Annotated in this window: 22 protein-coding genes and 1 pseudogene; 5 read left to right on the forward strand and 18 right to left on the reverse strand. The window is 40.1% G+C overall.

Translation table 11 applies throughout. The features are described 5' to 3' along the window. Window positions 1-174: 174 nt before the first annotated feature. The 6 genes from DG046_RS02040 to DG046_RS02065 all read right to left on the reverse strand — a co-directional run bounded on the left by DG046_RS02040 (window position 175) and on the right by DG046_RS02065 (window position 6,828). The gene (locus DG046_RS02040; RefSeq protein ID WP_108830938.1) at window positions 175-1,620 is read right to left on the reverse strand and encodes a carbon starvation CstA family protein; all 1,446 of its coding nucleotides are present in this window, start codon (window positions 1,618-1,620) and stop codon (window positions 175-177) included. Between the two features lie 251 nt (window positions 1,621-1,871). Continuing rightward, on the reverse strand, window positions 1,872-2,711 hold the full coding sequence (yycI, locus tag DG046_RS02045) for a two-component system regulatory protein YycI (protein WP_108830939.1): 840 nt from the start codon (window positions 2,709-2,711) through the stop codon (window positions 1,872-1,874). Further along, window positions 2,708-4,045 (reverse strand): hypothetical protein, encoded by a 1,338-nt coding sequence (locus DG046_RS02050; protein ID WP_108830940.1) that lies wholly within the window; start codon window positions 4,043-4,045, stop codon window positions 2,708-2,710. Before DG046_RS02050 ends, yycI begins: the two co-directional genes overlap by 4 nt. Next, window positions 4,042-5,847, reverse strand: a complete 1,806-nt coding sequence (locus tag DG046_RS02055; protein ID WP_234411441.1) for an ATP-binding protein — start codon at window positions 5,845-5,847, stop codon at window positions 4,042-4,044. Before DG046_RS02055 ends, DG046_RS02050 begins: the two co-directional genes overlap by 4 nt. Further along, the gene (locus DG046_RS02060; RefSeq protein ID WP_108830941.1) at window positions 5,837-6,520 is read right to left on the reverse strand and encodes a response regulator; all 684 of its coding nucleotides are present in this window, start codon (window positions 6,518-6,520) and stop codon (window positions 5,837-5,839) included. Before DG046_RS02060 ends, DG046_RS02055 begins: the two co-directional genes overlap by 11 nt. 59 nt (window positions 6,521-6,579) lie before the next feature. Next, on the reverse strand, window positions 6,580-6,828 hold the full coding sequence (locus DG046_RS02065) for a chorismate mutase (protein ID WP_108830942.1): 249 nt from the start codon (window positions 6,826-6,828) through the stop codon (window positions 6,580-6,582). 18 nt (window positions 6,829-6,846) lie between these two features. Between DG046_RS02065 and DG046_RS02070 the strand changes: the two genes are divergently transcribed. After that, complete coding sequence (locus DG046_RS02070; protein WP_108830943.1) at window positions 6,847-7,704, forward strand: ATP-grasp domain-containing protein; 858 nt, start codon at window positions 6,847-6,849, stop codon at window positions 7,702-7,704. A gap of 226 nt (window positions 7,705-7,930) precedes the next feature. On the opposite strand, the gene DG046_RS02075 is transcribed toward DG046_RS02070, so the two are convergent. From DG046_RS02075 to DG046_RS02110, 9 genes are all read right to left on the reverse strand, one after another. Beyond that, window positions 7,931-11,263, reverse strand: coding sequence for a type I restriction endonuclease subunit R (locus DG046_RS02075; RefSeq protein ID WP_108830944.1), 3,333 nt, complete (start codon window positions 11,261-11,263; stop codon window positions 7,931-7,933). Between the two features lie 3 nt (window positions 11,264-11,266). Continuing rightward, window positions 11,267-12,403 carry a restriction endonuclease subunit S gene (locus tag DG046_RS02080; protein ID WP_108830945.1) on the reverse strand — a complete coding sequence of 379 codons (1,137 nt, stop codon included), beginning with the start codon at window positions 12,401-12,403 and terminating at the stop codon, window positions 11,267-11,269. Then, a complete protein-coding gene (locus DG046_RS02085; RefSeq protein ID WP_199909561.1) occupies window positions 12,390-13,334 on the reverse strand; it encodes an N-6 DNA methylase in 945 nt (314 codons plus the stop codon). The genes DG046_RS02080 and DG046_RS02085 overlap by 14 nt, the downstream gene beginning before the upstream one ends. 88 nt (window positions 13,335-13,422) lie before the next feature. Next, window positions 13,423-14,916, reverse strand: a complete 1,494-nt coding sequence (locus DG046_RS02090; RefSeq protein WP_108830946.1) for a recombinase family protein — start codon at window positions 14,914-14,916, stop codon at window positions 13,423-13,425. After that, entirely contained in the window at window positions 14,909-16,579 is a 1,671-nt protein-coding gene (locus DG046_RS02095; protein WP_108830947.1) for a recombinase family protein, read from the reverse strand. The genes DG046_RS02090 and DG046_RS02095 overlap by 8 nt, the downstream gene beginning before the upstream one ends. Then, window positions 16,579-18,249: a recombinase family protein gene (locus DG046_RS02100; protein ID WP_108830948.1), complete on the reverse strand. Its 1,671-nt coding sequence runs from the start codon at window positions 18,247-18,249 to the stop codon at window positions 16,579-16,581. Before DG046_RS02100 ends, DG046_RS02095 begins: the two co-directional genes overlap by 1 nt. Before the next feature lie 100 nt (window positions 18,250-18,349). Next, window positions 18,350-18,529, reverse strand: coding sequence for a hypothetical protein (locus tag DG046_RS09700; RefSeq protein WP_425321133.1), 180 nt, complete (start codon window positions 18,527-18,529; stop codon window positions 18,350-18,352). 518 nt (window positions 18,530-19,047) lie between these two features. Further along, entirely contained in the window at window positions 19,048-19,458 is a 411-nt protein-coding gene (locus DG046_RS02105) for an RNA polymerase sigma factor (protein ID WP_108830949.1), read from the reverse strand. 269 nt (window positions 19,459-19,727) lie between these two features. After that, window positions 19,728-20,249, reverse strand: a complete 522-nt coding sequence (locus DG046_RS02110; protein WP_306419033.1) for a hypothetical protein — start codon at window positions 20,247-20,249, stop codon at window positions 19,728-19,730. A gap of 188 nt (window positions 20,250-20,437) precedes the next feature. Here DG046_RS02110 and DG046_RS02115 point away from each other — a divergent pair, with 188 nt between their 5' ends. The 4 genes from DG046_RS02115 to DG046_RS02130 are packed head-to-tail and all read left to right on the forward strand — an operon-like array spanning window position 20,438 to window position 22,962. Further along, entirely contained in the window at window positions 20,438-20,839 is a 402-nt protein-coding gene (locus tag DG046_RS02115; RefSeq protein ID WP_000852880.1) for a helix-turn-helix domain-containing protein, read from the forward strand. Window positions 20,840-20,847: 8 nt separating this feature from the next. Further along, on the forward strand, window positions 20,848-21,396 hold the full coding sequence (locus DG046_RS02120) for an ImmA/IrrE family metallo-endopeptidase (RefSeq protein WP_108830950.1): 549 nt from the start codon (window positions 20,848-20,850) through the stop codon (window positions 21,394-21,396). Between the two features lie 8 nt (window positions 21,397-21,404). Then, a complete protein-coding gene (locus DG046_RS02125) occupies window positions 21,405-21,887 on the forward strand; it encodes a ligand-gated ion channel (RefSeq protein ID WP_108830951.1) in 483 nt (160 codons plus the stop codon). Further along, entirely contained in the window at window positions 21,880-22,962 is a 1,083-nt protein-coding gene (locus tag DG046_RS02130; RefSeq protein WP_108830952.1) for a virulence RhuM family protein, read from the forward strand. Before DG046_RS02125 ends, DG046_RS02130 begins: the two co-directional genes overlap by 8 nt. 100 nt (window positions 22,963-23,062) lie before the next feature. Here the strand turns inward: DG046_RS02130 and DG046_RS09790 are convergent. From DG046_RS09790 to DG046_RS02140, 3 genes and pseudogenes are all read right to left on the reverse strand, one after another. Further along, window positions 23,063-23,206: pseudogene (locus DG046_RS09790) on the reverse strand (sigma-70 family RNA polymerase sigma factor); the annotation flags it as partial. Between the two features lie 23 nt (window positions 23,207-23,229). Continuing rightward, window positions 23,230-24,966 (reverse strand): ABC transporter ATP-binding protein, encoded by a 1,737-nt coding sequence (locus tag DG046_RS02135; RefSeq protein WP_108830953.1) that lies wholly within the window; start codon window positions 24,964-24,966, stop codon window positions 23,230-23,232. Next, entirely contained in the window at window positions 24,959-26,680 is a 1,722-nt protein-coding gene (locus DG046_RS02140) for an ABC transporter ATP-binding protein (protein WP_108830954.1), read from the reverse strand. Before DG046_RS02140 ends, DG046_RS02135 begins: the two co-directional genes overlap by 8 nt. Window positions 26,681-26,697 lie beyond the last annotated feature (17 nt).

The following is a 26,697-nucleotide window of genomic DNA, read 5'->3' on the forward strand; positions in this document are numbered from 1 at the left end:
TGCACTTGTTTGCCCTCCTTTATTATTTTGTGGTGATTTAATTTTAGGTGATAGGGAAAACAAGTGCTATCTTTTTGCACAAAAATATCCATTGAGGAGGTTACTCCCCAACGGATATTATAGAGCCCAAAAAAAGAGCGCGGTTTCGACCGCACCCTTTGGGTTCAATAAAATTTACGCTTTGGCCAAGTCTTGTTGCTTGCTGCCTTCCTTCGAAACGATGTAGCCGTAAAGCAATGCGGCGACGACGCCGATAATATTTGCGGCCATATAGGGCAGGCGGAAACCGATCTTGGCGCCGAAAATGTAGGCCATAATAATGTAGGTGTAGAACATTCCCGGAATCAACGAAATCAGATAGGCTCTGCCGTGGCGTTTCAGGTAAATGGCGATCATGGCAAAGGCAAAGACCGCGATGGTTTGGTTTGCCCAAGCGAAGTATTGCCACAAGACATTGAAGCCGTTGGGGCTTAATTTCGCGAAAATCAAAATCACGAGCACGCCGGCGAAAATAGCCAAGGAAAGGCTCACGCGGTTTTTCATTTCCTTTTGCGAAATATTCAAGTGGTCGGCGATCATCAAACGGGCGGAGCGAAGCGCCGTGTCGCCGGAAGTGATGGGAAGCACGATGATGCCGATGACGGCGATTAAACCGCCGACGGTACCCAGCATGTCGTTGGCCACGAGACCGATGACGGCGGGTTTACCGATGAGGCCGGCGTCGATGCCCATGTTGTAAATACCCATGGCGGCGGCGGCCCAGATCATGGCGATAAAGCCTTCTAAGATCATCATATCGTAGAATACGAAGCGGCCTTCTTTTTCACTCTTCACGGAGCGACCGATCAGCGTCGCTTGGGTGGAGTGGAAACCCGAAACGATACCGCAGGCCACGGTAACGAAGAACACGGGAAGAAGGTGGATGCCTTGGGGATGCACGCCGCTTAAATTACTCATGGTCAGATTATCCAAGGGATAGCCCTTGATAAAGAGGCCGAAGAAAATACCGATGGCGGAAAGCAAGAGGATGCAGCCGAAAATCGGGTAGACGCGGCCGATGATCTTGTCAATGGGGAACAGGGTCGCAATAATGTAGTAGGCGAAAATGCAGGCATAAACGATCCATACCACGGGGTTTGAAGCGACGGCTTCCTGATGCAAAACATTGGCGACGATTAAGTCCCCGGGGGTGTAAATAAATACGGCACCGACTAAAACCATAAGTACGATGACGAAAATGTTGTACACGGAGTACACCTTGTTGCCTAAATTGCGCTTAATCAACGCCGGCATTTGCGCCCCGTCGGAGCGCAGGGAAATCATCCCGCTCATGTAGTCGTGAACGGCACCGCCGAGAACGCAGCCGATGGGAATTAAAATAAATGCGATGGGTCCAAATAAAATCCCTTGGATCGGTCCTAAGATCGGGCCGGTACCGGCGATGTTCAATAATTCGATTAATGCGTTTTTCTTTTTGTCCATGGGGACGTAGTCGACGCCGTCTTGGCTCTTAATGGCCGGCGTTTCTCTGTCGTCCGGTTGGAACACTTTCTCAGCGAAGCGACCGTAACCGATTCCGCCGACGAGCAAAATCGCGAGGCCGATGAGAAATGTAGTCATAAATACCTCCTAAAATTAATTTCTAAGTAAAAGCCAATAAACAACAAAGACTTCTACTACTCACATCCTTATTATAACGCTGATTGTGAAAATTACAACATCCTCCCGTGAAAAAATAGGTAAATTCTCCGGCTTCTCGCTCATTTTTTCTGTTCTGTATAATATATTTATAATATATTCGTCTTTATTCGAGTTGACGTGTTCCATTAAATCATGTTTTACCCATAGAAAAAAGACCGCCCGCGCGGTCTTTAATGCAAGAGGACCAATTCCTCGCCTCCGTCAAGTTCCATGCGCCAGGCCACGGTGGCGTAGCCCCGGGTGCCGTGGGAGAGGTTTTCCACGGTGCCCTGTTCTTCGGGATTGAAGTAGTAGCAGGGGTCGATCTTTTTTATGGTCCTGCCTTTTAAGCTGTCGTGGCTGAGGAGGCGAAGGAGGGATTGGGTGGCCATGGGCAGGGGCTCCCGCTCGGCGGTTTCGTCGATGACGTCGATCCAGAGCCGGTCCATGCGCACCACTTTGTCTCCCACCAGGTCGATTTCCGTGTAGGCGGATTCCACGTAGTTGCTTTTGTAGGTCTTCGTAAACATGAGCTTCCTGCGATTGCCCGCAGCTTCGCTGTAAAAAAGGGCGATGTCGTCGGTGGGAAAGCCCCGCTCCGCCAAAAAGTCCAGGGCTTTTTTCTCCGCGTCTTTTTCGTTTAAAAAGGCGTTGGATGCGGCGTCGGCTTCGTAGATCAGGCGCCGCTCGTCAAGCACTTTCAGTTGCCCTCGGGCCGTGCGAAGCACGAGGCGCTGATCGTCGTCTTCCGCCACGCGGCCTTTTCCCTGAAAGAAGCGCTGATTTAAATTGTCCGTCGTGTCCGTTTCGTAGGCCACATCCAAAATGGGCAAGGACGATCCGTCTTTCGGAATCTCCGCTTCCAAGGCGATGCCCGCGTCATTTAAAAGCTCTTTCGTCTCCCGATGAAAGGCGGCGGCGTTTTCTGCCGGGGCCACGCGCATGCGGTCCGCGTAGAGGACGCCGGCGAGGAAAAGGTCAGTGATGAGGAGGGCGACGATGAGGACGGTTTTTGCTTTTTCCCAATTCATGATCTGTCACCGCCTACATAGGCCCCGCTCAGGGCGTCGAAAAGATACACCCGCTCCTCGTAGAGGACGTAGTAGCCGGGCACGAGGGCCTTTTTTTCTTCTCGACCGTCGTCTAAATAACAGAGGCTTACCCGCTTCAGGGGCTTGAGCAATTGATCGTAGCCGTCTTCTTTCGCCCCGAAGATTTCCGGATGCATGGCCACCACGTCGGCAAAGGCCATGCCTTCGACCAAGGTGTTTGCGCTTTCTTCCTCGGCTTTGTTGCGGTAGAGATAGGTCATACGCTTCACCTGATTGTTGAAAAGTTCCACCACGATGGCATCGATCTTTTCGCCTTTTACGGGAAAAACGGGCAGGCCTTTTTCCGAATGGTTCATGACGACGCGGTAGCCCCGCCCGCCGTTTGCGGTGATGGGCTCCAGCTTTTCCAGATAGACGTCGTCGATGGTGCCGGTGTTTTTCGCCACAAATTCAAAGGCCCGCTCCACGGCGCCGGCGGGATCCATGACTTCCTTGGCCGCTTCCGTCTGATCTTTGTAGTCCAGAAGGCCGTTGTTGTACAGGCGCACGGTGCGCTGGCCCCAGACGTAGAGGGTGGAATCTTCTTCGCCGATTTCGTGAAGGTCGTCGATGCCGGCCTTCAACAGGCGGCGAAGCAGGTCGTTTTTGTAGGCGCTTTTCATATTGGCCAGGTCGTTTTCGTAGACCACATCGCCTTCAAAGACGGGCTTTTCGTCGGAAATGTACACGGCCCGCTGAATGCCGTAGCGCTCCCACAGGGAGCTGTAAGGTGGATTGTCTTCCCTCTCCAGGGAGCGAATGTACTTGTTGATGTCCGAAAGGTTCACGGCGAAGTCGGGCTTCATGGCGCCTTCTTCCGTTTCGAAGATCACGCCTTCGGATTCGGAAAAGTAGATGGCGGCGATCTCGCCCTTCAGGTCGTGAAGATTGTACACGTCTTTAAAGAGATCGGAATAGGTGCCCTTGGCCACTTCAAAGACCACCGAGGGCTTGTCGTGGCATTTTAAATAATCCTTGTAGGCCATTCTTTCCCACTGCACCTTTTCTTTGCCGTCGAAACTTTGCTTTAAGATGTTGCGATAAAAAGGCCAAAGATTCTTCAGCTGCACCGTCTTCGTGTGGGCGCCGTCGCCGAAGTTTACCACCATGGCCGCGGGCATCATGCGCCCGATGACGGCATCGGTGAATTTCGTGTCCGCCACGGCGATGAGTTTGTTGCCCGTCGGCGGCGGGGCCAGCCAAATTTGCCGGGCTAGAACCAATGTGAGCACCAAGAGGGCGGCGAGAATGACGGTTTTTATTCGCTCTTTCATGCTTCCTCCTGATCCATGGGAAAACTCAAGAGCACTTCCGTGCCCACATTCAGCTCGCTCTTAATGCGAATGCGCCCGCCCATGTTTTCCATGATGTCCTTGGCGATGGAAAGGCCCAGGCCGCTCCCGCCCATGGCGCGGCTCCTGCCCTTTTCCACGCGGTAAAAGCGTTCGTAGATGCGCTCCAAATCCCTGCGGGCAATGCCGATGCCGTTGTCCTTGATCTGGATGTGCACGCGGGAGCCGTAGTTCCTTCCGATGACCTCGATTTTTCCCGCGTAGGTGGTGTACTTAAAGGCATTGGTCAAAATATTGGTAATCACCTGATAGGCCCCGTGCTTGTCCGCCAAAAAGGGGCGAATGTCCACGGGAATATCCAGATACACCTTGTGGTGGCGCTCCTTGATCATGGGCTGCAAGGATTCCAAAATGGCCGTCACCACTTCGTAGGCGTCCATGGACACGGGTTCCCAACTGGTGCGCTTGGCGTCCATATTGGAAAGCTGCAAGAGGTCGGTGACCAGGTGGGTCATGCGGTCGCTTTCCCGGTCGATAATGCCTAAAAACCGCAGCTGGGCATCGCGATTTAAGGAGGCTTTCATCAGGGTTTCCGTGTAGGATTTTATGGTGGTAATGGGCGTCTTCAGCTCGTGGCCCACATTGGCCACGAAATCTTTTCTGAGCACGTCCAAATTGTGTTCTTCCGTAATGTCCTGTAAGACGGCGATGATCCCCTGGGGCTGCTTGCTCTCCCCTTTGTAGGGGGCGTAGCGAATATTGTAGAATTTGTTTTTGATTTCGATTTGGCTGAGCCCCGTTAAGGAGCCCACGTCGTAGTAATTGATCTTCTCAATGTTCAGCCGCTTCATGTCGAAGGCCTCGCCCACGGCGTCGTCGGCGAGATCCAAAATCTCTTTGGCCACGGGATTCATGTGAACCAACCGCCCCATGGAATCCACGGCGATGATCCCCTCGGACATGTAGTGAAACATGGTGTCCAGCTTGGACCGCTCGGAATCCATGCGGGAGATGGTCTCTTCCAGTTCCGTGGTGAGGTAATTAAACATGCTCCCCAAGCGGCCGATTTCGTCGTTGCTCTTGACTTCAACCTTTTGATCGAAATTCCCCTCGGCCATTTCCCGGGCCTGACGGGTCACGTCCCGAATGGGCAGGGTGATGGAGCGGGCCAAAATATAGGCCAGAATGGTGGTAATGCCCATGGCCACCACCATGGCGTAGGTCATAATGACCCGGGCGTCGTCCACCACGCCGTAGAGGCCGCTTAAATCCGACACCATGTAAAATAAGCCCATGACGCTGCCGTCTTTTGCAAAAACCGGCATGGTGTAATGGGCGTAGCGTACCTTGGTCTTGGCATCTTCCCGAATCACCGAAGAGCCTTCGCCGCGAAAGCCGTCCAAGATCAGCTTCGGCGACAGATCGGAATCCCCCAGGGCGTTTTTTCCCGCCGCGAGGTCCCCGGAATTGTTGGTGGTGGCGACGATTCTCGGCACGCGGCCCGGGCCGATGACGTAAATTGCCTCGTCGCTACCGATGCGCCAGGCGTCCAGGGTGTTTTGAATGCGGCTGTGCACCTCGTCCCAAGGCGTCTCCGTCAAATAGGGCGATGAATTGGCCATGGAACTCAAGGTCTGCTCCATGTCCGTCTGTACTTTCTCCAGCTGCGCGTCTTCCAGTCGGTTGACGATAAAGGCGCCGATAATGGCCATAACCACCAACACGAGGAGGACGTAGATAAATATAAATCGCCACTTAATGCTGGAATAATGCTTATCCTCCAAAGTAATAGCCCACTCCTCGCTTCGTTAAAATGTAGCGGAAATCTTCCCCGGGATCTTCGATTTTTTCACGCAAACGGCGCACCGTCACATCCACCGTGCGAATGTCGCCGTAGTATTCGTAGCCCCAAACCTCTTCGAGGAGCGTCTCGCGGCTGAACACCGTGCCCGGCGATTGGGCTAAGTACTTCAAAAGTTCGAACTCCCGCAGGGTCAGCTCGATCACCTTGCCCCGCTTCGTGACTTCATACTTCACGGGATCGATGTTCAGATCCGCCTCTTCGATGACCTCGTCGGGCAAATAGCCTTCGTTCTCGAAATCCTGGCGGCGGAAGTTCGCCTTCACCCGGGCGATTAATTCCCCCATGCTGAACGGCTTCACCACGTAATCGTCGGCGCCGAGCTCCAGGCCGCGAATGCGGTCGCCTTCGGAATCTTTCGCCGTGAGCATAATCACCGGCACGCGGCTCTTCTTGCGAATCTCCCGCAGAGTTTCAAAGCCGTCCATGCGCGGCATCATGACATCCAAAAGCACCAGATCCGGCGCCCAGCTGTCGAAGGTTTCCAGGCAGGCCACGCCGTCTTTTGCCATGGCGGTTTCGTAGCCTTCGTTGGATAAATTGTATGCAATAATTTCGGCAATGGCCGATTCGTCTTCCGTAATTAATATTTTCATAGGATCCCTCCTCCCTCGATTATATCATAGGTAAAATCGGTTATAATCAAGAGGAGCCATCAGTCCTGAAGATTTCGGGAAAGTTCCATCATTTTTTCATAAAGGGCGCGCACCTCGCCGCCGTAGGGCGCAGCTTTCTCTTCCAATCGGGCGAGAAGGGCCGCTTCCCGCGCGGGATCGTAGACCGCACGGCCGATTTTTTTCTTCTCCTCGCCCATGGCCCGGGACAAATCGAAGCGGGCCTTTAAAAGATCCACCAATTCGTCGTCCACGGCGTCGATTTTCTTACGAATAGATTCTACTGACATAATTCCTCCGGAGGTTACATGATTCACATAATTTATCACGGTTACTTTTCCTTCGCCATCCACAAAGTGGTGCAGGATCTCGCCAAAAAGGGCACAGACGTATTGGCCAAGCCCCACACAGACTACGTCCTCCTTGCGGAAAAAGAGGGCGTCGTCACCCGAGACATGAAGGGAGATCCCGCCCCGGACGCCATACTGTTTTTCGACAAAGACGTGCGCCTGGCGCGGGCCCTGGAAAAAACCTGCCCCCTCTTTAATCCGGCGGATGCCATCGCCTTGGCCGACGACAAGATTTCCACCTACGACGCCCTGGCCCCATCCCTCCCCATGATCGACACCATCCCCGCCCCCTTTCACTACCGAGTGCAAGCGCCGAAAGACGACTTCCTCGATTATGTGGAGGCGAGATTCGGCTACCCCATGGTCATCAAAGCCGCCAAAGGCTCCTTCGGCGAGCAAGTGTTTCTCGCGAAAAATCGCGACGAGGCGAAGGAGATCGCGGAAAACATGGGGGCGGAAGATTATCTCTTTCAGCCCTTTATCGCCGAATCCGCCGGCGTGGACAAGCGAGTGCTCGTCATCGGCGATGAAATCGTCGGCGCCATCGAGCGCAGAAACGATCACGACTTCCGCGCCAACATCGCCGCGGGATCCACGGCCCGAGCCATCGAGCTCACCGAGGGAGAAAAAGAACTGGCCCTCGCCGCCCACAAAAAAGCCGGCCTCGCCTTCTCCGGTATCGACCTCATCGACTCCCACAATGGCCCCCTTCTCGTCGAGATCAATTCCAATATGAGCTACCTGGGCTTTCAGGAAGCCACGGGCATCGACGTATCGAAGAAAATCCTGGACTATGTGGAGAATCGGATCCGATAAATTCAGTGTAGCATGTTTCGGATAGGGGGACAATTGGGGCATCAGCCCATCGCCGAGACCGTAATCCAATGCAAAGCCGCCAAGCCGCGCTAAAAAGAAAACATCCTCTGCATTTGCAAAGGATGTCAGACTGCAGACAAGCTTCGTATAAATCTCGGGGTTTGCCTCTCTCTTTTCTTATGGAAAAAATTTTCAGCATTCATTATTAGAAAATGCAATAGACTCATTAGCTTTCACTTGCATGTTCCTCGAAATTCTCCACTTGTTCCATCACCTTATTAAACACCTCCGGACTATACTGTGGCGGATAACCATTCTTAACCAGACAAATCTTGATGTCAAGTCTTAACTGTTCGCGGACGTTGCGGTTGTTAAGCCAATCCGCAAATGAAGATTTTGTATCGATGATCTCTTTAACTTTTCGAGCCAATATTTTGCATTTCTCATTGACGACAACACCGTCTACTTCTTTATCTTCGCCGTATTCAAAATTATGCTGATCGCGTAAAGCGATTAAAATATCGTAAAATGCTTTTTCTTCAAAGGTCAATCCGAGTTTTCTGAAGCTCTCTTTACTTTCGTTCATTTGTTGAAGAATCGCCAACGCTTGCTCCGTTGCTGTTTTAATAATATCTTCTGAAGCAGTCTCCTGTGTTTCGCCGGCCTCTTCTGCATCAAGATGCTTGCGACGTTCATGGTACTGTTCGATGGTTTTCTCAAGCAATTCTTGAAACGACACCGCCGCTATGCGATTGACTTTCCCATAGTCTTTGATTTCCTTGCGCAACAGTTTAATCAGCAGTTCCAATTTCGTTGCAGGTAATTTTACATCCGAAAGCTTCTCAAAATACTCCGGCGAAAAGATATCTTCATCTTCTCCTGCCTCGAGAACACTTTCCACTTGATTATATCTTAAAGCCTCCTCAACCATCTTCGATACCGCTAAATTCATCGTTTCGGTATCCAAATCGGAAGTTCCGCTCATTTTGCGGACAAATCCCGCAATCGCCATAAAGCACTGGGCAAGCGCGGATTCTTCTTCCCCGAGATGACCTGAGGGCTGCGCAATATCATACGCACCTCTCATGCGCCGAACCGATTCGAGGAAATATTTCTTAAAGGATACTTTTTTCGAAGGATCTTTACCTTCCATACTTAGCTTCACGGTAGAGGCGAATACATATTCCGCGGCCTTGGCAAGAAGCGTGTAACGTCTAATCGGATCACCGTCGGGGTCGAGAAATGGTTTGAAATCATAATTTGTAAAAAGACGCTTAATAATTTCGAGCTCTTCTCTGAAAACCAACGTTGCTTGTTCAACATCGTCTGCAGTCGGAGCAACAGAAGTATCGCCGCCATACATCTTCATGGCTTCACGCATGTTGTTTCGAATGCCGATGTAATCGACAATCATGCCATAGTCTTTACCGGGATATTTTCGGTTTACGCGACTGATTGTTTGAATGAGCAGATGCTTCTTAAGGGGCTTATCGTTGTAAAGATAAGTAAGTGCGGGGACGTCGAAACCTGTAATCCACATATCCACCACAATGACAATGCGGAAATTCGATTTTTCCTGCTTAAAAGCCGCATCCAGCTTTTCACTTCGCTTATCATTTTTAACGCCGCCGAGATAATTGTACATCGCAGGTTCGTCATTGCTTCCCACGCTGGATACCATGGCGATAAACGGCATCGGCGATAGATTCTTAAGCTCCTCATCACTCGCTTCGATTTGATTCGGCGTTTTCTTCTCTTCAAACCACTCGGGATACTTCGCTTTAAACTTCATCAGTAAATCATAAGCAATCTTTCTGCTTGAACAGACGATCATCGCCTTTTGAATCCTGTCAGGATCATTTGCACAAGAGGAAAGGTAGTGGTCGTGAATGTCGGTAGCTAATCTTTCCAAACGAGAAGGCTCTGAAAGAATTATTTCCATGGAAGACATGGCCCGTTTGCTGGCTTCAATATCTTCGGCAGTTGCACCGTCATCAGCGCATTTTAGATAATAATCTTCGATCTCCTGTACCTTGCTGTTATTGAGCAACACTTTGGCGATACGAGGATGATACTTAATAGGCACAGTGAGCCCGTCGGCCACCGATTGATCCATCGTATAACGATCGATTTCATCACCGAACGTTTGATACGTTTCTGCAATGGGTGTGCCGGTAAATCCGACAAACGTCGCCTGCGGAAACGCCTCCTTCAAAACCTTGGCGTAGGGCTTCGAAACCATCGCTTTCATATTTTCGTCGGCATCTTTGCTGAATTGAATCTTTCTCGAATGTTCCAACTGTGTTCTGTGTGCCTCATCGGAAAAACAAATGATGTTGCGACGATCATTGATGAGGCCGATTTTGTCCTCTTCGCGATCGCAGAATTTTTGAATAGTGCATATATAAAATCCGCCACTTTGACGCGCACCCAGCTCCTCGCGCAGATGGGCTCTGTTTTTAACAACTTCCACTTCGCCTAAGTTTAAAAAATCCTTGCTCTTGGTAAAAAGCTCTCTCCCCTGCTTTTGCAGCTCTTCACGGTCAACGATCAAGATAATCGTCGGCGATCCGATTTCCTGAACATCTGTGCAGCGCAATGCCAACTGCCGGGCGAGAAAAGCCATCGTAAAGGTCTTGCCACAACCCGTGGCCCCGAAATACGTGCCGCCCTTGCCGCTTTTATTTATCACAGACCTGATAATACTTTCTTTAAGTAATTTCGATGCAAAAAACTGAGGATACCGACAGACGATTTCTACTTCCTCACTGTCATAATTGCGATCTTGGAAATAGATGTAATCTCGAAATATTTCTAAGAAACGATTCGGTGCATAGACCCCTTTAATCATCGTTTGCGTTTCGGCAAAAGGCATGGTGGAAATCGGATCGCTTTCGTTAACGCGCCGCCACGCGTAAAAATGCTCATAGGGCGCGCGCACGGTCCCGAGCCTCGTCTTGACGCCATCCGAAATACAGGCCAAGGGACAATAATGCAAAAGATGAGGAATGTCCCGCCAGTAGCGAATATTGACTTGTTCCCATGCATCGTAAACAGTTGCATTGGCATCCGCCGGATTTTTCAGCTCGATCGCACAAACAGGCATGCCGTTCACATAGAGAAGCACATCCGGCCGGCGCGTTGCCTTCATCCCGTTGTTCATGTACTCGATACTCAATTGATTGACGACACGAAAAATATTCCTGTCGGGCGCTTCAAAATCGATTAAAGGAACCATCTTCGGCAAAGCATTTTGTGGGGTAAATTGAACGCCGTTCACCATCCAATCATACACCTTATGCAAGGTGGCAAAATCACTTTCCGCACCTACCAAACGCACTTGATCGTAAAGCTGCGTAATTTCATCTTCTTCGAGCTCCGGATTGGTATGGGCGAGAAAGCCCTTGAAGTCATCGGCGATTAACACATCCCTTTTGTTTTCGCGAGCAATCGCCTTTCCGTAAGTATATTGCCAGCCTTCCTCTTCTAAAAGCCCGATAAAGGCAGACTCAAAGTCCGATTCACAAAAATACCCGTTGTAATTTTGTATCTTTGCCATAGGTTAAGCCTCCTTTGTTCTTTTCCCTTCTTCCAGGGAACCTTTTATCAGAATCGGGCAAACGGCCTTAATTTGTGCTTTAAGCTTTTCATTAATGACTTGGCGGCGTTGGTAGACGGTGTAAATATCAACGATGGATTGTTGGATTGGTAATGGCGGGATTGGGATTTCTATTTCATTGAAGCAATCCATATCTAGATTTGTCCTAATGCTGGCATCACTCAAAAACCACCCAAGTCTATCTATCTCATTGCGAGAAAACCACATCAACACATATTCCGAGAGTGCAGAGTCATCTTGATTGCTCAAGACTGTATAGGCGGGCGAAATAACTATAGGCTCAAGCTTGTCAAACAAAGCAATTCGAATACACTCATCTCTGCCGGTTTGCATTCCCGAAAAGGCAAAATCCCCTTTTGATACGACTTTATACTTTGTTAAATCAATTCCATTAACATTAGCATGAGATGGTATAAATTGTTTGTTAATGTTAATACCTTGAACATCAGAAATCGTGCCATCGCTGTTTCTGATATCAACTTCTCTTAACATATCAGCCACACGCTTTTTTGATGACTTATTTTTATAATTGTCGATTAACGCATCACAGGTGAGTTTCAGATCCTCCAATCCGCGCTCGTAAGCTTTTTGATTGGCGACCATGGCACTGTAAACATCCACATACTTTTGTTGAACGGAAAGGGGAGGAAGGTCGATATCCATATCGCATAATGCATGCCATGAAAAAACTTCTGTCGAACTGCCCCATGATGAAAAGCATGCAGCTCTGTCCCACTCAGAACGATTAAAGTGTAAAAATATATATTGAGGCAATACTAGTTTTCTCCCCTGCTCGGATAGCCTAAACGCAATATTATTCCAGCTAATCAAAAATGTCTTATTTGAATTGTTGTATCCAAAACCAATCTTTTTACCATGCGTTCGAGGATTAAATATAAACTCATTTGGTTGTACAATTAAAAAATTACTTAAATCGGTATCTTTAACATTCGCCTTTGTCGGTATTATTTCCTTTGTTATCGTCACCCCTTTAACATCATCTGCCCGATATGTTAATTCCGAATTTGTCTCAGTGACTAATTCAATCAGCTCGCCTATCTTATACCTAGTCAATCCCATAGCCGATCCCCCTGAAGGCATCTTCCAGCATCGTTTGCGTGCGCTTCTCTTCTTTCATCAGTTCTTTCATCTCTGCTTGAATGCGGGCCATTTCTTTTTCATAGTCGATGTCCAAGTCATGATCAATGAATTCGATGTATTTGCTCGGCGTAAGGGTCCATCCCTTGCTTTCAATTTCTGAAATGTCGACGCTGCGATACAGCTCCGCCACGGCATAGTTCTTTCCGTCTGTGCCTTCCCTTTGCCATTGGTGGTAAATCTCGGCGGCGCGCCGAATCTGTTCGATCGTTAGCCGCACTTTTTTCTTTTTTTCGCCTTTTACGGCATTTTCCGTCCAGGTACGTAAATCCATAAATAATATTTCACCTGTGCGGTTGCGAAGCATTCGATCGTGATAATTGCCGCCTTTTTTGTTTTGGTTGAGTATCCAAAGCGTCACGCTGATGTCGGTGGTAATAAACAGTTCTCGAGGTAATACGATGATCGCTTCCACTTTGTCGTTTTGAATTAATTTTTTACGAATTTCCAAGGTGTCGCTGTCGTTTAATGCGCCGTTGGCAAGCAAAAAACCGGCCACGCCGTCGGTAGGTTTCAGATGGGAAAGCATGTGCAGTATCCAAGCATAGTTGGCGTTGCTTTTCGGCGGCGTTTCGTAATCTGCCCAGCGAGCATCGTTCTTGAGATTGTCGTCATACCAGCCTTTCAAGTTGAAGGGCGGGTTGGCCATGATGTAATCGAAGTACAGGCCTTGATGCAAGTCGTGGATAAATGACGAATCGTTCGTTTCTCCCAGGTGATGGCTAATGCCGCGAAGGGCGAGGTTCATTTTAGCTAAGCGATAGGTGGCGGCTTCTTTTTCCTGACCGTACACGTTCACGCTTGAAATGCTTCCTTGCTTTGATTTTACGAGCTCGGCACTTTGAATAAACATGCCGCCGGAACCCTCTCATGTCAAGCTTATGACAAAAAAGGGTTTATAGTTATGTAATTTAAAAGAGAGTGATTGCTCACTCCCTTTGCTACTTCCATATTATGTTCAACACTTCGTTTCCTTCACAGAATACTGAATCTATATATTTCTCCATCAATTCTCTGGTAAGTTTAGTGTTGTCTATTACTTCTTTTTCTTCTTTTGCTTTTAGTATTTTTTCTTTTATTGCTTGTATTTCTTCATCTATCGAATTTTTAGAGTCAATGAATTTTTGTCTATTCATCTTGCCTAATTTATACTTTTCAAAATTTTGCATTTTCTTAGCTTCAAGATCTTCGATAGATTTTTCCATAGGTTTAACTTTTACTTTTTCATTCTTGATTTGATCTTCTAGACCATATTTTTCTTTTATCGCTTCAAATACTTGTTCTTCAAGGCTTCCTGCTCTTGAGTTCTTGTGTTTTACATTATTACACTTACATATCCTACAAGTAAAATATGTGTGTACTCTAAGACTTCCATCAGGTCTTTTGTGTTTAGATTGAATACAGCCTAGAATGTGATTACAAGTTGGACATTTTGCAAAACCTTGCAGTGGAGATTTTTTCCTCCATTCATAATCAGTGTTTTTACCTTTCATAAATAGATTCTTCTCTTTAATCTTTTGAACTTTTTCGAAGTCTTCTTTAGATATAATAGCTTCATGATTATTCTCAACTCTTCCCCACTCTTCTTTTGGTTTGAACTTAAAGGAAGATGGATTCAATACTGACTTATCTTGCATATTGAAAGTGTAAGTTCCAGTATAATTTTCATTCGCTAATACATCTATTACATTACCATTAGTCCAAGTTGGTCTAGGTTTTTTCTCAGTTCTAATTATCGAATATTCAAAATCAAGATTTGTTAATTCACTCTTTCTTTTTGATGGTGTTGGTATTTTTTCTTCATTTAATATCTTAGCTATATTTCTTGAAGATATTCCATCTAGTGCAAGTTTGAAAATCTTCTTTACTATCCAAGCAGTTTCTTCGTCAACTATGATTTTATGTTTATCATTAGGATCTTTCATATATCCCAATGGTGGACTCCAAGCTAAAAACTTTCCTTGCTTTTTAAGTGTGGTCATAGATGACTTTACCTTCTCAGAAATATCTTTTGTGTAGAAATCATATAATAGTCCCTTGAATTGAATATCTAAATCTGTTCCATTTCCTTTTTCTTTGTCACTATCATAGCCATCATTTATGGCGATAAATCTTACTCCTAGGAATGGAAATATATTTTCAAGATAATCTCCAAGTGTTATATAATCTCTCATAAATCTGGACAAGTCTTTTACAATTATCGTCTGGATATTATTTTTCTTTACATCTTCAAGCATTCTTTGAAAGGCTGGTCTATTTTCATTTGTTCCAGAATATCCGTCATCGACATATTCTTCTCTTGTGAAATTTTTAAATTCTTCATTCTTATCGAGATAATCATTTAGATATGCTCTTTGATTTATGATACTTTCACTTTCATCAGTCTTTATCATGTCTTCAACGGATAATCTAATATAAAGAGCAATCTTACTCATCGTCTGTTCCTCCTACTAAATTATCTATATTGAATTTAAAGACTATTTCAAATTCGTGTTTATCATAAACTATTATTTTTTCAATTAAGCTATGGATTAAATCGCCCGGTAGCTTTTCCAAATTCTTTGAAGCATATAAATCATTTATCCATTTTGTTGATTTTAATCTTTCTTTTTTAAGTTTTGATATATTAACTTCAATTGCTGAAATCTCGTTATCAAATGTAGACATATGACTTTGAGCAATCTCTCTTTTTAATAGATACTCGTCCCTATCAATCTTACCTAGACTGTATTCTTCATAGGCTCTTTGAATGATATTTTCTTCATTTAGATTTTTCCTTTTAAGATTTTCAATGTCTTTCTTACAAGTATCTATTGCGTTATTAAATCTAGCCTTAATTCGATTAACAAACTTTGTCTTGCTAGTTGTCTTTATAATAAACTCAGAAATCTTATCACTAATAGCCTGATCCAAATCTCTTTCCATAATGAATACTGATTTTTCGGGTTTTATACTTCCACTAAATCTCTCATTCTGAAAAGAATAGTAAAGTCTATCTTTATTTTTACCATAGATACGAGTTCTTCTATTAAGTTCTTTGCCAGTATTATTATTGATTACAAGACCTTTAAATCTGTTCTCATAGTCCCTGTTTTCAAAATTGTGCATTGGCGAACTGAAAACATGATTTTTCTTTCTCTCTTGTCTTTCTCGTAAGATTCTTTCGTGAACTTCCTTAGAAATGATTGCTTCATGTGCATTCTCACAAATTATATACTGACTTTCATTTACAAAATGTTGTTTAATTCCTTTTGCAAGATTTTGTTGCTTAACTCCTTGGACTAAAGTCCCCGTATAAGCTGGGTTTGTAAGCATTTTTGAAATTGTCCCTTTATTCCATTCAGGATCATCATTTTCTCTGTAAACTCTCCCAGTTTTATAGTAAATCATTCCAGGAGCATAGCCTTTTTCATTAAAATGCTTTGCTACTTCATATTGGCTTTTGCCTTGAAGAGTTAAATCAAACATCTCTTCAACTATAAATCTAACATTTTCATCAATTACAAGTTTTTGACCTTCTTTAGATTTTTTAATCTTGTAACCATAAGGTGGAACAGATCCAATAAAGTATCCGTTTCTTGCCCTATTGTGTTTTGAGGTTTTTATCTTAACTGAAATATCCTTAGCATACATATCGTTGATAATATTTTTAAGAGTAACCTCAAAAGATTTCTTTGAATCTGTTTCTTTGACTGTGTCTAATTTATCATTAACTGAAATAAATCTAACACCTAAAAATGGAAACACTTTATCAATCAATCTTCCCATTTCGAGATATTCTCTTCCAAGTCTTGATAAATCTCTGATAATAATACAATTGATTCTTCTATCTCTAATATCTTGCATCATATTCTGAAATGATGGTCTTTCAAAGTTTGTCCCACTATATTCATAGTCAGTGTAAACTTCTAAAACATCTATATTTTCTTTTAATGCATATTCTTTACAAGATAGGATTTGAGTTTCTATGGAATATGATTTTTCTCTCCACTCTTCTGTTCTTTCGTTAGATAGTCTTGTATAAATTCCGGCCTTAAAGACTTTTCTTTCTGTCTTTTCGCTTTTCTTTTCAATATATCTTTTGGAAGTTCTTGCCATTATAAAACACCTCCAACTAATTGCATTGGAGTCTTATTTTCAAGAGAATTTCCAAATACCTTATTTATTGAAATCAAATTCTTCTTTACTTCGGACTTGCTTTCACTTTCTTCTTTTATAAGGGTCTTCAGTAAGTTAACTGTTTCCAAATTATTGAAGACAAAATTAATCTCATTGTTTTCTCCGATTTCTATTATATCTATAAAAGATACGATTGTTAGCCTATTTAGGCTGCTTAAATCAGTGGGAACAATTTCGGAAACCAAACTGTCCTTGTTTTTCATCTTTTCTTGCAAGTTGGCAAGTATATTTTTCTTTGTAGCAATTTGTTTCTCTATTTCCCTGATTTTAATAAGATAATTTTTTCTGAACCTTTCAAACTCTTCAGAAGTTATAAGTTCATCTTCTAAGTCCATATATAAAGATTGTCTAAGTCTTTCATATTTTCTTTTTTCTGAGTTTAAGCTTTCAAAGTCAATATTAAATGTAACTTTTGATACATCTAACTTATTAACTTGACTTAGTAATTCATTGTATTTTTTTAAATAATCTTTAAGTGCAAAAAGAGTCATATCAAGTAGATAGTCTTCTTTTATACTATGTCTTGTGCAATCTCCTTTGTTATTATAGTGAGAACAAATATAAAAAATATTATATCCATTCTTGGACTTAACCTTTCTTCTAACCATTGAAGATCCACAATCTTTGCAATAAAGCATTCCTGATAAAATATGTGGTATATCTGCCGATTGTTTTACATCTCGAAGCATCATCTTATTAGCCAAAGCATAAATGCTTTTTGAAATAATAGGCTTATGAGAGTCGTTTATTACAATCCAATCTTCTTCATTTACTTCTACTTCTCTCTTAGACTTGTAATTTAGTTTTCTAGTTTTTCCTTGTTCAAGCACTCCAATATAGACCTTGTTTGTAATAATCCTATTGACCATTTTTGCATCCCATTTAGAGTCTTTAACAATAAAACCAGTAGTATGATTATCACCAGAATTTTCTTTATGCTTAGATGGTGTTACACAACCTATGCTATTTAAAAAATCTGCAATAGCCTTAGACGAATAACCGTCTATCTTCATATTGAAGATTCTTTCAATTATATGTGAAACTTCTGTATCAACGACTAACTTATGTTTGTTTTTGCTATCCTTCTTATAACCAAAAGGAGCAAATGCACCAATAAATTCACCATTCTTTCTTTTGATCTCTTTTGAAGATTTAACTTTCATAGAAATATCTCTACAATAAGAATCATTAATAAAGTTTCTTATTGGAAGAATTAAGTGTGTATCGCTTACATCTGCATTTTCACTGTCATAGTTATCGTTTACGGATATAAACCTTATACCTTTTTCTGGAAATATCTTTTGTAGATATTTACCTGATTCGATATAATCTCTCCCAAAACGGGATAAGTCCTTCACAATAATTGTTTTGAACTTCTTTTCTTCAAGATCTTGAATCATCTTCTTAAATTTTGGTCTGTCAAAATTAGATCCTGAAAAGCCATCGTCTACATATTCAGCAACAACTTTAAAATCATTGTCCCTTGCATATGATTTGATAATCTGTCTTTGATTTGAAATAGAATTACTTTCTGTGCTATCTCCATCCTCTCTCGATAAACGAAGATACATACAAGCAAATTTTTCCATCACAAAACCTCCTTAATTTGTATTTGGGCAAATATTCATTAAGGAGTTCTTCTACCACTTATATTTTACCGCACCCAAGTTTTTAAGTCAGCACCCCAGCTTATAGTCTTATACAAGCTCTACATAAATAAAGCTCAACAATATCTAGTAAGTCGAGGGACTCTTTATCACTTTGAGTGTAAGTAATTTTTTTAGAATAATCTTCTTTTGATATTTGCTCTTTAGGTTTATATTTCTTCTTTTCTTTTGTATTCATAGGTTTTACCTCACAATATAAAATTAAAGTTTTTTGACATTAACAAGTGCCTTGGATTAGCAACATAGGAATCTCACCTCCGCCTCTGTTCAGGATGAGCCGGCTTCAACCTTAGAAGTATCATTATCCTCATTTTCTTCATAGCGAATAGGGTATCCCTCCCTATATTCAAACTCTTACTTATCGCTCCCTTTCTTCTTCCCTTGCTTTTAGCTTAGCAGTACTTGTTTTGCCGAATTATTCAGCAGAAAGATCTTGGCGGATAGGTTATTACGCTCCAAAAATGATTAATGTCTTGTCTTGGTCTATTCAATTGTTAAGGTTCAAAATTTATCGAGAGTTATTAATCTTTTTAAATTTTGACCATCAGAAAATACTTATCTTGATGAAACAAAATTGTTTAAAATTACCCTCTTATACTTAACAGTGAAAAGAAGTCTTTCTTGGTAACCAATTTTCAAAAATAAATTTGGTTAAATAAAAAGGTCCAATTCCCACTGTATAAGTAACAGTGAAAATTAGACCCTCTTGGCAATTGTCATCTAAAAGTCTTCCAACATTTCCTTTAGTTTTTCTAAGACTTTATTACACCTTTTAATAACGGCTGGATGAGAAATATTCAGTTTAGCAGCTACTTCTCTAATTGTTTCTTCTTTATAAAAAAGACTTTCTATCAAATCCCTTTCAACAGGATTGAGTTTAGAAATAGCTCTTCTTACTTCTTCAATCATTTCCTTTGTTTCGATAATTTTTTCAACATCAAATTCCAGATCTTCTAAATTTTCTTCAAAATTACCATCATGATCATAGGAACAAAAAAAGAAACAGTTATTTAACCTGTCTCTTCTCATTTGATATTTCTCTTTGTTAAGTTCACTATGATAAGCAAGATATACTTCCTTGCTAACAACTACTTTCTTTCCTTCTACAAATAAATAATATTCTTTGTTCATTAATTTTTCCTCCTTGTTGACATGAATTTCTTTTGTTTGAAAATAAAATTCACACAAGGAGGGCTTCTAATTCTATGCATATACTCTCCTGGGCATAAAAAAAGACCGAAAGAAAATAAATTCTTTCAGTCAATGAATGCCAATATTAAATTTAGGTGCTAATCACCCATCATGGATATTATATATGCACTTAAGTACATATAAAATTCGTATATGGTACTTTTTTCATTCGGAAATAGTACGCAATCAGTTCGTCATAATTTAATTTTTTAAATGTTCATTATATCATCAATGCTACGACCGTCTTCAAGTTGACTAATAGCAGTTGGTAAAGTATATCCCCAAATTATTACACCAACCAATGCAATTGCTTCCTTCTTTCTTTGATAATAAACAGTTCTCTCTAAAGATACGCTTCTCATACAAGCTTCATCAGTAATCTTTTTTTCAGAAATATAGTAGTTGTAAATAATCTTATGATAGATTTCTCCATACTCTGGATAAACTTTTAGCCTAACACAGGCATCATAAATTATTAAAAGCATAAGCTTACTATCCATTACATTGGCTACTCTATTATTAAACTTTTCTTCAACTTTTTCTGGAGCAAATGTAGAAAGATACAAGTAAGCAGATTCTGAAGTTGATCCATAGTTTTCTTTACTCTCAAACATCATAAAATTTGCCCTGCTATCTACTGCCCAGGTAACTTGTCTATATAAACTTAAAATAAGTTTTGCAGCTGAACTAATCTCTTCAAATTTCAAGTTACTATCTGCATACATGTCCATTATATTCTTTAAAGTTTTACTTATTCTCAATCTAATCACCCCAATACAGCTTATTTACAAACTTGAATGTTTGTGCTATAATATGAATATAAGTTCAGTTTGTATTATATCTCAAATTGAAAAATAATTCAAGCACTATTGTTCGTATTAAAAGTTATAAATGCACATTAGTACAGGAGGTTAAAGTTATGGCTTTTGCGGATAGATTAAAGGATTTTCGTGAAAAAGAAAAGTTAAGTCAAGCCGATTTTGCAAAAATGATAGGAATAAGTACAAGAACTCTTGTACATTATGAAGACGGAGAAAGATACCCAAGAGATGTCGAGGTTTACAAAAAAATAGCTGAAGTTATGGACTGTGATTACAATTATCTTCTAGAAGAAAGTGACGAATTTTTAAATCGAGTTTATAACATGGGTGGCAAAAGAGAATTAGAAAAAGCTAGAGCATTAACAGAAGGTCTAAGCTCTTTATTTGCTGGTGGAGAAATTTCTGACGAAGATAAAGATGCTGCTTTTGAAGCTATTACTCGTGCTTATTGGGAGGCTAAAAGAGAAAACAAGAAATACGGTCGTAAGAAAAAAGATTAGGTGATTTTATGAGCATGAATCGCTATATATATGATAAGGTTAATCGACTTATAAAAAAATATAAGACACGAGATCCTATCGAATTAATAGAAGCTTTGAATATTAACCTGGTATATCTACCTGAAACAAAAATACTTTTAGGAATGTACCATTATATTCAAAGGAACAGATTTATTTTTATCAGTAGCAACACAAATTTTAATAGAAAAACGATATTAGCACATGAATTAGGTCACGATCAACTCCACAGAGATTATTGTATAAGTGGCGGAGCTTTTCATGACCAAACAGTGCTAAACCCTACAAATAAATTTGAAACTGAAGCTAATATTTTTGCAGCTCATTTATTAATAAGTGATGAAGATATCCTAGATAATATCAATGATCAAGTTTGTGATTATGAAATTGCTGGAAAATTAGGTGTGGATATAAATTTACTAAATCTAAAAATTTCTGAGTTAGCAAAAATGGGCAAGTTTAATAAACCAATTAATGTTAATACATCTCAGGGAGATTTTCTTAAAAACTATCGCCCTGAACATGATGATTATTATTAGGAGACTCTATGGGAATTTTTATTGCAGGATATTTTTTATTAATCCTTTCTGGAGTAGTTTTCTACTATCTCATCTCTACCTACTCTGTAAAAATCTCAGCATTTTTGATTGATTTTATAGTTGTAGGTTTAGGATTTTATATATCCATAAAAGATAAACTAGATAACAAATTGGCTATTCCCCTTTCAATTACAGTAGTAATAGTTTATGGAATATTGCTAGTTTTAATAAATCAAAAGCTACCAAAAATCAGTAAACTTTTAAACTATATAATTGCTTTTATAGGATCATCAGTTGCCCTATGGTTGGCACTTGATTTTATAACAAACACACTTACCGCTTTTAAAATAATAGGTCAAACTTATCATCAATTACCAATAACAAAATATATGATGATAAATTCCTTTATACATTATGTAATTGTATTCTTGATTAGTATTCCAGTGTTTAAAGGTAGAATGAAATTTATACTTGGAGGAAATTATGAGTAAAGAAATGGATAAAAATAAAGACGAAAATCATGATAAAAAAGAACTTCAAATCAGATCATCTGCTGCTGAATACTTGACTTTTATTGCAGCAAATGGTGATGATCAAGAAGCTATTGAAATTAGATATGAAGATGAAAATATTTGGCTTACTCAAAAGATGATGGCAGCTCTTTATGGTGTCAGTACTGCAGCAATAAATCAGCACTTAAAAAAAATATTTGATGACAATGAATTACAAGAAGAAGCAACTATTAAGAATTTCTTAATAGTTCAAAAAGAAGGTTCTAGAAATGTTTCAAGAGAAACAAAACACTATAACCTGCAAGCAATTATTGCAGTAGGTTTTAAAGTAAATAACGAACGTGCCGTCCAATTTAGAAAGTGGGCAAACCAAATTGTAAAAGATTTTACAATTAAAGGTTGGGCAATGGATGATGAAAGATTAAAAAATTCTGGCACAAAACTTACCAAGGATTATTTCGAAAAATTACTTGTAAAAATTCGTGAGATTCGATTATCTGAAAGAAGATTCTATCAAAAAATCACAGATATTTATGCCACTTCTTTGGACTATGATCCATCTGCAAAAGCAACAAAAAGATTTTTTGCCGCTATTCAAAATAAATTGCACTACGCAATTCATGGAAAAACTGCAGCTGAATTAATCTTAGATAGAGCCAATCACAAAACGAAAAATATGGGACTTACAACTTGGGAAGGATCACCAGATTCAAAAATTCATAAATATGATGTAGTTGTTGCAAAAAATTATCTAAACGAAGAAGAATTAAATCAAATGCAAAGAATTGTTTCATCATATTTGGACATGGCAGAACTACAAGCAGAAAGACATATCCCAATGACTATGGAAGATTGGGAAAAAAGATTAAATGGATTTTTACAATTATGGGATAAAGAAATCTTAAATGATGCAGGAAAAGTATCTGCAGCTCTTGCTAAAAAACACGCAGAAAGCGAGTTTGAAAAATATAGAATTATACAAGACAGACTCTACAAAAGTGATTTTGATAAGTTCCTAGAACTCGAGGATAATACAAAAGATTTAGAAAAATAACTTAATATACGCTTAATGCTTATAGGGGTTTGTAAATAATTTTTTGTATCAACCTAAATCCTGATTAAAGGATAAGGGTTGATACATTTTTTTATGCTTAAATCATCATTTGTGTAGATACAACTTTTTTCTACACCAACATTTTTATCTTCTAAATTATCTTCAAAATTCCCATCATGATTTAGGGACGAAAAAAGAGCAAGTGGTTTTTCTCGTCCACCTGCTCTAAATGCTTTTCCTTTTGAAAGACTTTAATATTTCTTCCTATTAATTATTTAATTTCCATGATTCCGCCTTAGCTTTTGCATTGATAAGATCAGAATAAAGTCCATTATTTTTAATTAGTTCTTCGTGATTTCCACGTTCTACTATTTCCCCATCTTTTAAGACTAAAATTTGATCTGCATTTCTTATGGTTTTTAGTCTGTGGGCAATCATAATTACTGTTTTATTTTTTGTTAATGATTCTATTGCTTCTTTAAGTTTATCTTCATTTTCTGGATCTATACTTGCTGTGGCTTCATCAAAGATTATGATGTCCGCATCTTTTAGCATAGCTCTTGCAATTGAAATTCTTTGTTTTTCTCCACCAGATAAACTTGCTCCACCTTCTCCTATTATAGTGTTATATCCTTCTGGTAAAGCTTCAATAAATTCATGGCACCTTGCCTTCTTTGCAGCTTGAACTACTTCTTCATGGCTTGCATTTTGTTTTCCAAATTTTATATTGTTTTCAATTGTGTCTTCAAAGAGATAGACGTCTTGAAATACCATGGAAATTGAATTCATAAGGTTTTCTATCTTATAGTCCTTAATATTTTTTCCACCTATTAAAATTTCGCCAGAATTTACATCCCAAAATCTTGCAATAAGATTACAAAATGTAGTCTTGCCAGATCCAGATGGTCCTACAATAGCAGTCATGGTATTTTCATTTATCTCTGCTGAGACGTTTTTTAAAATGGGTCTGTCATCATAAGAGAAGCTGACATTTTTAAAGACAATATCATGATTTTTTATAGGCTCTGTAATACTTCCTTCTCTCATATCAGGCATTGAGTCTATAAAACCTACAGAATCTATGGCATTTTCGCAAGCTCTTAGGATTGCCATGTTTGATCCTGCCCCGATTAAGCCTTCAAAGATAATAAATGATGCCATAATCATAAGAATTGTTTCAGCAAGTGGAAGTTCACCAGATAAATTTAATTTTAATGATACATAGACCATAGCTACTGTTGTTATTCCCATTACAATTCTTTGGATAACTGTGTAAGGTGCTACAGATATTTCTAAATCTAAAAGTATATTTGATGTATCTTTTATAGACTTTCTTAAAGCCCTGTTATTTTCTCCACCAAGATTATAGGATTTTATAACCTGCATACCTTGTAAAGTTGCTAATACTTCTTTTGTAAGTCTTGTTTGTGTTTCTGTCATTTTGTCTGCATTAGCTGATGATTTTTTCTCCATCATTGATGTAACGATGAAAAATACTACCACACCTGCTACAGCAACAAGTCCTACCTTTACGTTAAAAATTAAAGTTCCAAGGACAAAGACTAGTGTATTTAAAACTCCACCAAGTACAAGAACCAAAAGCATAGGCACCCACATTTCTGCTTGGGAAAGTGAAGATGTAGCAATAGTTGTTAATCTTCCTAGTGAAAAGCTTGAAAAGAAACCCATAGGAACTCTTTTTATCTTTTCTCCTATTTCTATTCTCTTGTGAGCTGCCATAAAATATCCAGCGTGTGTTTGTGCCATTTGTGATGATTTTTGTGTCATTATCTTTCCAACAAGGGATATAACTAATATTCCAAGACAAATAAAGATAGCCTTATAGTCTAAAGTTTTAGAAAATATATTTACTAGCATATAGTAAATTGCTCCAAACTCAAGGGCATTAAATACTGCGTGCAAAAATCCAGCGAGAATAGATTTCTTAATATATACCTGTTCCTCTTTTGAAAAATTCCATATCTTTTTAAACACATTAAGCATTTTCATCACCCCTTAAATTTGCAGCATACATTTCCTTATAAAGTTCTGATGACTTTAATAGTTCTTCATGAGTACCATAAGAATTTAATTTGCCATCTTTAATAACAAATATCCTATCTGCATCAACAATTGTCTTTAACCTATGAGCAATTATAATTAAAGTTTTACCCTTAACTAAATTAGCCAAGGCGTTTTGTATGAGTGCTTCATTTTCAGGATCTATATATGAAGTTGCTTCATCTAAAATTACGATTGGTGCATTCTTTAGCATGGCACGAGCAATAGATATTCTTTGTCTTTCTCCTCCAGATAGATGACCTCCACCTTCACCAACTCTTGTATCATAACCATTAGATAGATTCATAATAAAATCATGGCAGGCAGATTTTTTGCACACTTCTATGATTTCTTCGTCACTAGCTTCTTTATTTCCAAGCCTAATATTTTCCTTTATAGTCATATCAAAAAGAAAATTATCTTGAGATACAAAAGAAATAAGTGAAGACAAGTTTTCGAGCGACACATCTTTTGTTTCTACTCCGCCAATTTTGATAGATCCCTTATCTACATTCCAAAAACCAGCAATAAGCTTTGCTATTGTTGACTTGCCTGACCCAGAAGGTCCAACGAGTGCTGAAACTGACTTTTCTTTTATTTCCATAGAAAGATTATCAATGACTTTCTTTTCTCCATCGTAAGAAAAGTCTACGTCTTGAAGTTCTATATTATATGATTCTAAATTTTGTCCCTTGTCAATATTTTCTAACTCTCTTGAATCTAAAATCTTTCCTATCTCAGAAGTTATAGTCGATATTCTTGACATATCATCCATATAGTTCATGATTTTTAAAATACTAGAAACTGTAGCAAAGGATAAGACTATTAAGGTAATTAAATTTCCTAAATCAATACTTCCATTTATATAAAATAAAATCCCAAAAGGTATGATTGTAATAATTCCCATAGGAGAAAGTAATCTACCTATAGCAACCTTATTCATAGACTCGTCCATCCAGTTATAATAAAAACTTGCATTGTCATAAACTGCATCAGCATATTTTTTATAAGATGATTCGCTTTGATTAAAAGTCTTTATTACTTCTATCCCATTTATATACTCAACAATAGAATTATTCATGTGTTGACCAATGGCAACTGACTTTCCAAACATTTCCTTATAATGAGCATTCATAACAGACATCATAATAGACATTCCTACCACAAAAGGAATTAGTGATAGCAAAGTTAAACGCCAATCTAAGCTAAACATATAAATTAATAATAGAACAGGTCCTACTAAATTTGCAGTAAATTCTGGGACTAAGTGGGCAAGGGATGTTTCCATAGAATCAACCTGCTCAACTATAATATTTTTCAATTCTCCAGATGATCTTGATAATACATCTCCTAATGGCATCTTGAATAATTTCTTAGAAATATCATTTCTGATTTCTCCAAGTGAATTAAAAGTTGCTGTATGAGAAATACTTGTTGATATTCCCGCTGCCACTTCTTTAATAACAAATGTTAGAAAAATACTAAGGCATAATGGAGTATATAGGCTTATATCAGTTATGCCATTAATCAAATTTACAATAATTTTTGCCATATAAATATAAGAAAAAAGTCCAGCCACTACCCCTACTATTGCAAGTAGTACAGAAATAAAATATGAGCCTTTTCTTTTATTTACATATTCTTTTACTAAATTCACTTTAAAACCTCCTTTAG

This window comes from Aedoeadaptatus coli (assembly GCF_900343085.1).
Lineage (GTDB): Bacteria > Bacillota > Clostridia > Tissierellales > Peptoniphilaceae > Aedoeadaptatus > Aedoeadaptatus coli.

Excerpts from the sequence above, each read along its gene's own strand:
- DG046_RS02040 (WP_108830938.1), bottom strand. The coding sequence starts at position 1,620 with ATGACTACATTTCTCATCGGCCTCGCGATTTTGCTCGTCGGCGGAATC.
- yycI (WP_108830939.1), bottom strand. The coding sequence starts at position 2,711 with ATGAATTGGGAAAAAGCAAAAACCGTCCTCATCGTCGCCCTCCTCATC.
- DG046_RS02050 (WP_108830940.1), bottom strand. The coding sequence starts at position 4,045 with ATGAAAGAGCGAATAAAAACCGTCATTCTCGCCGCCCTCTTGGTGCTC.
- DG046_RS02060 (WP_108830941.1), bottom strand. The coding sequence starts at position 6,520 with ATGAAAATATTAATTACGGAAGACGAATCGGCCATTGCCGAAATTATT.
- DG046_RS02065 (WP_108830942.1), bottom strand. The coding sequence starts at position 6,828 with ATGTCAGTAGAATCTATTCGTAAGAAAATCGACGCCGTGGACGACGAA.
- DG046_RS02070 (WP_108830943.1), top strand. The coding sequence starts at position 6,847 with ATGATTCACATAATTTATCACGGTTACTTTTCCTTCGCCATCCACAAA.
- DG046_RS02075 (WP_108830944.1), bottom strand. The coding sequence starts at position 11,263 with ATGGCAAAGATACAAAATTACAACGGGTATTTTTGTGAATCGGACTTT.
- DG046_RS02080 (WP_108830945.1), bottom strand. The coding sequence starts at position 12,403 with ATGGGATTGACTAGGTATAAGATAGGCGAGCTGATTGAATTAGTCACT.
- DG046_RS02085 (WP_199909561.1), bottom strand. The coding sequence starts at position 13,334 with ATGTTTATTCAAAGTGCCGAGCTCGTAAAATCAAAGCAAGGAAGCATT.
- DG046_RS02090 (WP_108830946.1), bottom strand. The coding sequence starts at position 14,916 with ATGAGTAAGATTGCTCTTTATATTAGATTATCCGTTGAAGACATGATA.
- DG046_RS02095 (WP_108830947.1), bottom strand. The coding sequence starts at position 16,579 with ATGGCAAGAACTTCCAAAAGATATATTGAAAAGAAAAGCGAAAAGACA.
- DG046_RS02100 (WP_108830948.1), bottom strand. The coding sequence starts at position 18,249 with ATGGAAAAATTTGCTTGTATGTATCTTCGTTTATCGAGAGAGGATGGA.
- DG046_RS02105 (WP_108830949.1), bottom strand. The coding sequence starts at position 19,458 with ATGAACAAAGAATATTATTTATTTGTAGAAGGAAAGAAAGTAGTTGTT.
- DG046_RS02110 (WP_306419033.1), bottom strand. The coding sequence starts at position 20,249 with ATGGACATGTATGCAGATAGTAACTTGAAATTTGAAGAGATTAGTTCA.
- DG046_RS02115 (WP_000852880.1), top strand. The coding sequence starts at position 20,438 with ATGGCTTTTGCGGATAGATTAAAGGATTTTCGTGAAAAAGAAAAGTTA.
- DG046_RS02120 (WP_108830950.1), top strand. The coding sequence starts at position 20,848 with ATGAGCATGAATCGCTATATATATGATAAGGTTAATCGACTTATAAAA.
- DG046_RS02125 (WP_108830951.1), top strand. The coding sequence starts at position 21,405 with ATGGGAATTTTTATTGCAGGATATTTTTTATTAATCCTTTCTGGAGTA.
- DG046_RS02130 (WP_108830952.1), top strand. The coding sequence starts at position 21,880 with ATGAGTAAAGAAATGGATAAAAATAAAGACGAAAATCATGATAAAAAA.
- DG046_RS02135 (WP_108830953.1), bottom strand. The coding sequence starts at position 24,966 with ATGCTTAATGTGTTTAAAAAGATATGGAATTTTTCAAAAGAGGAACAG.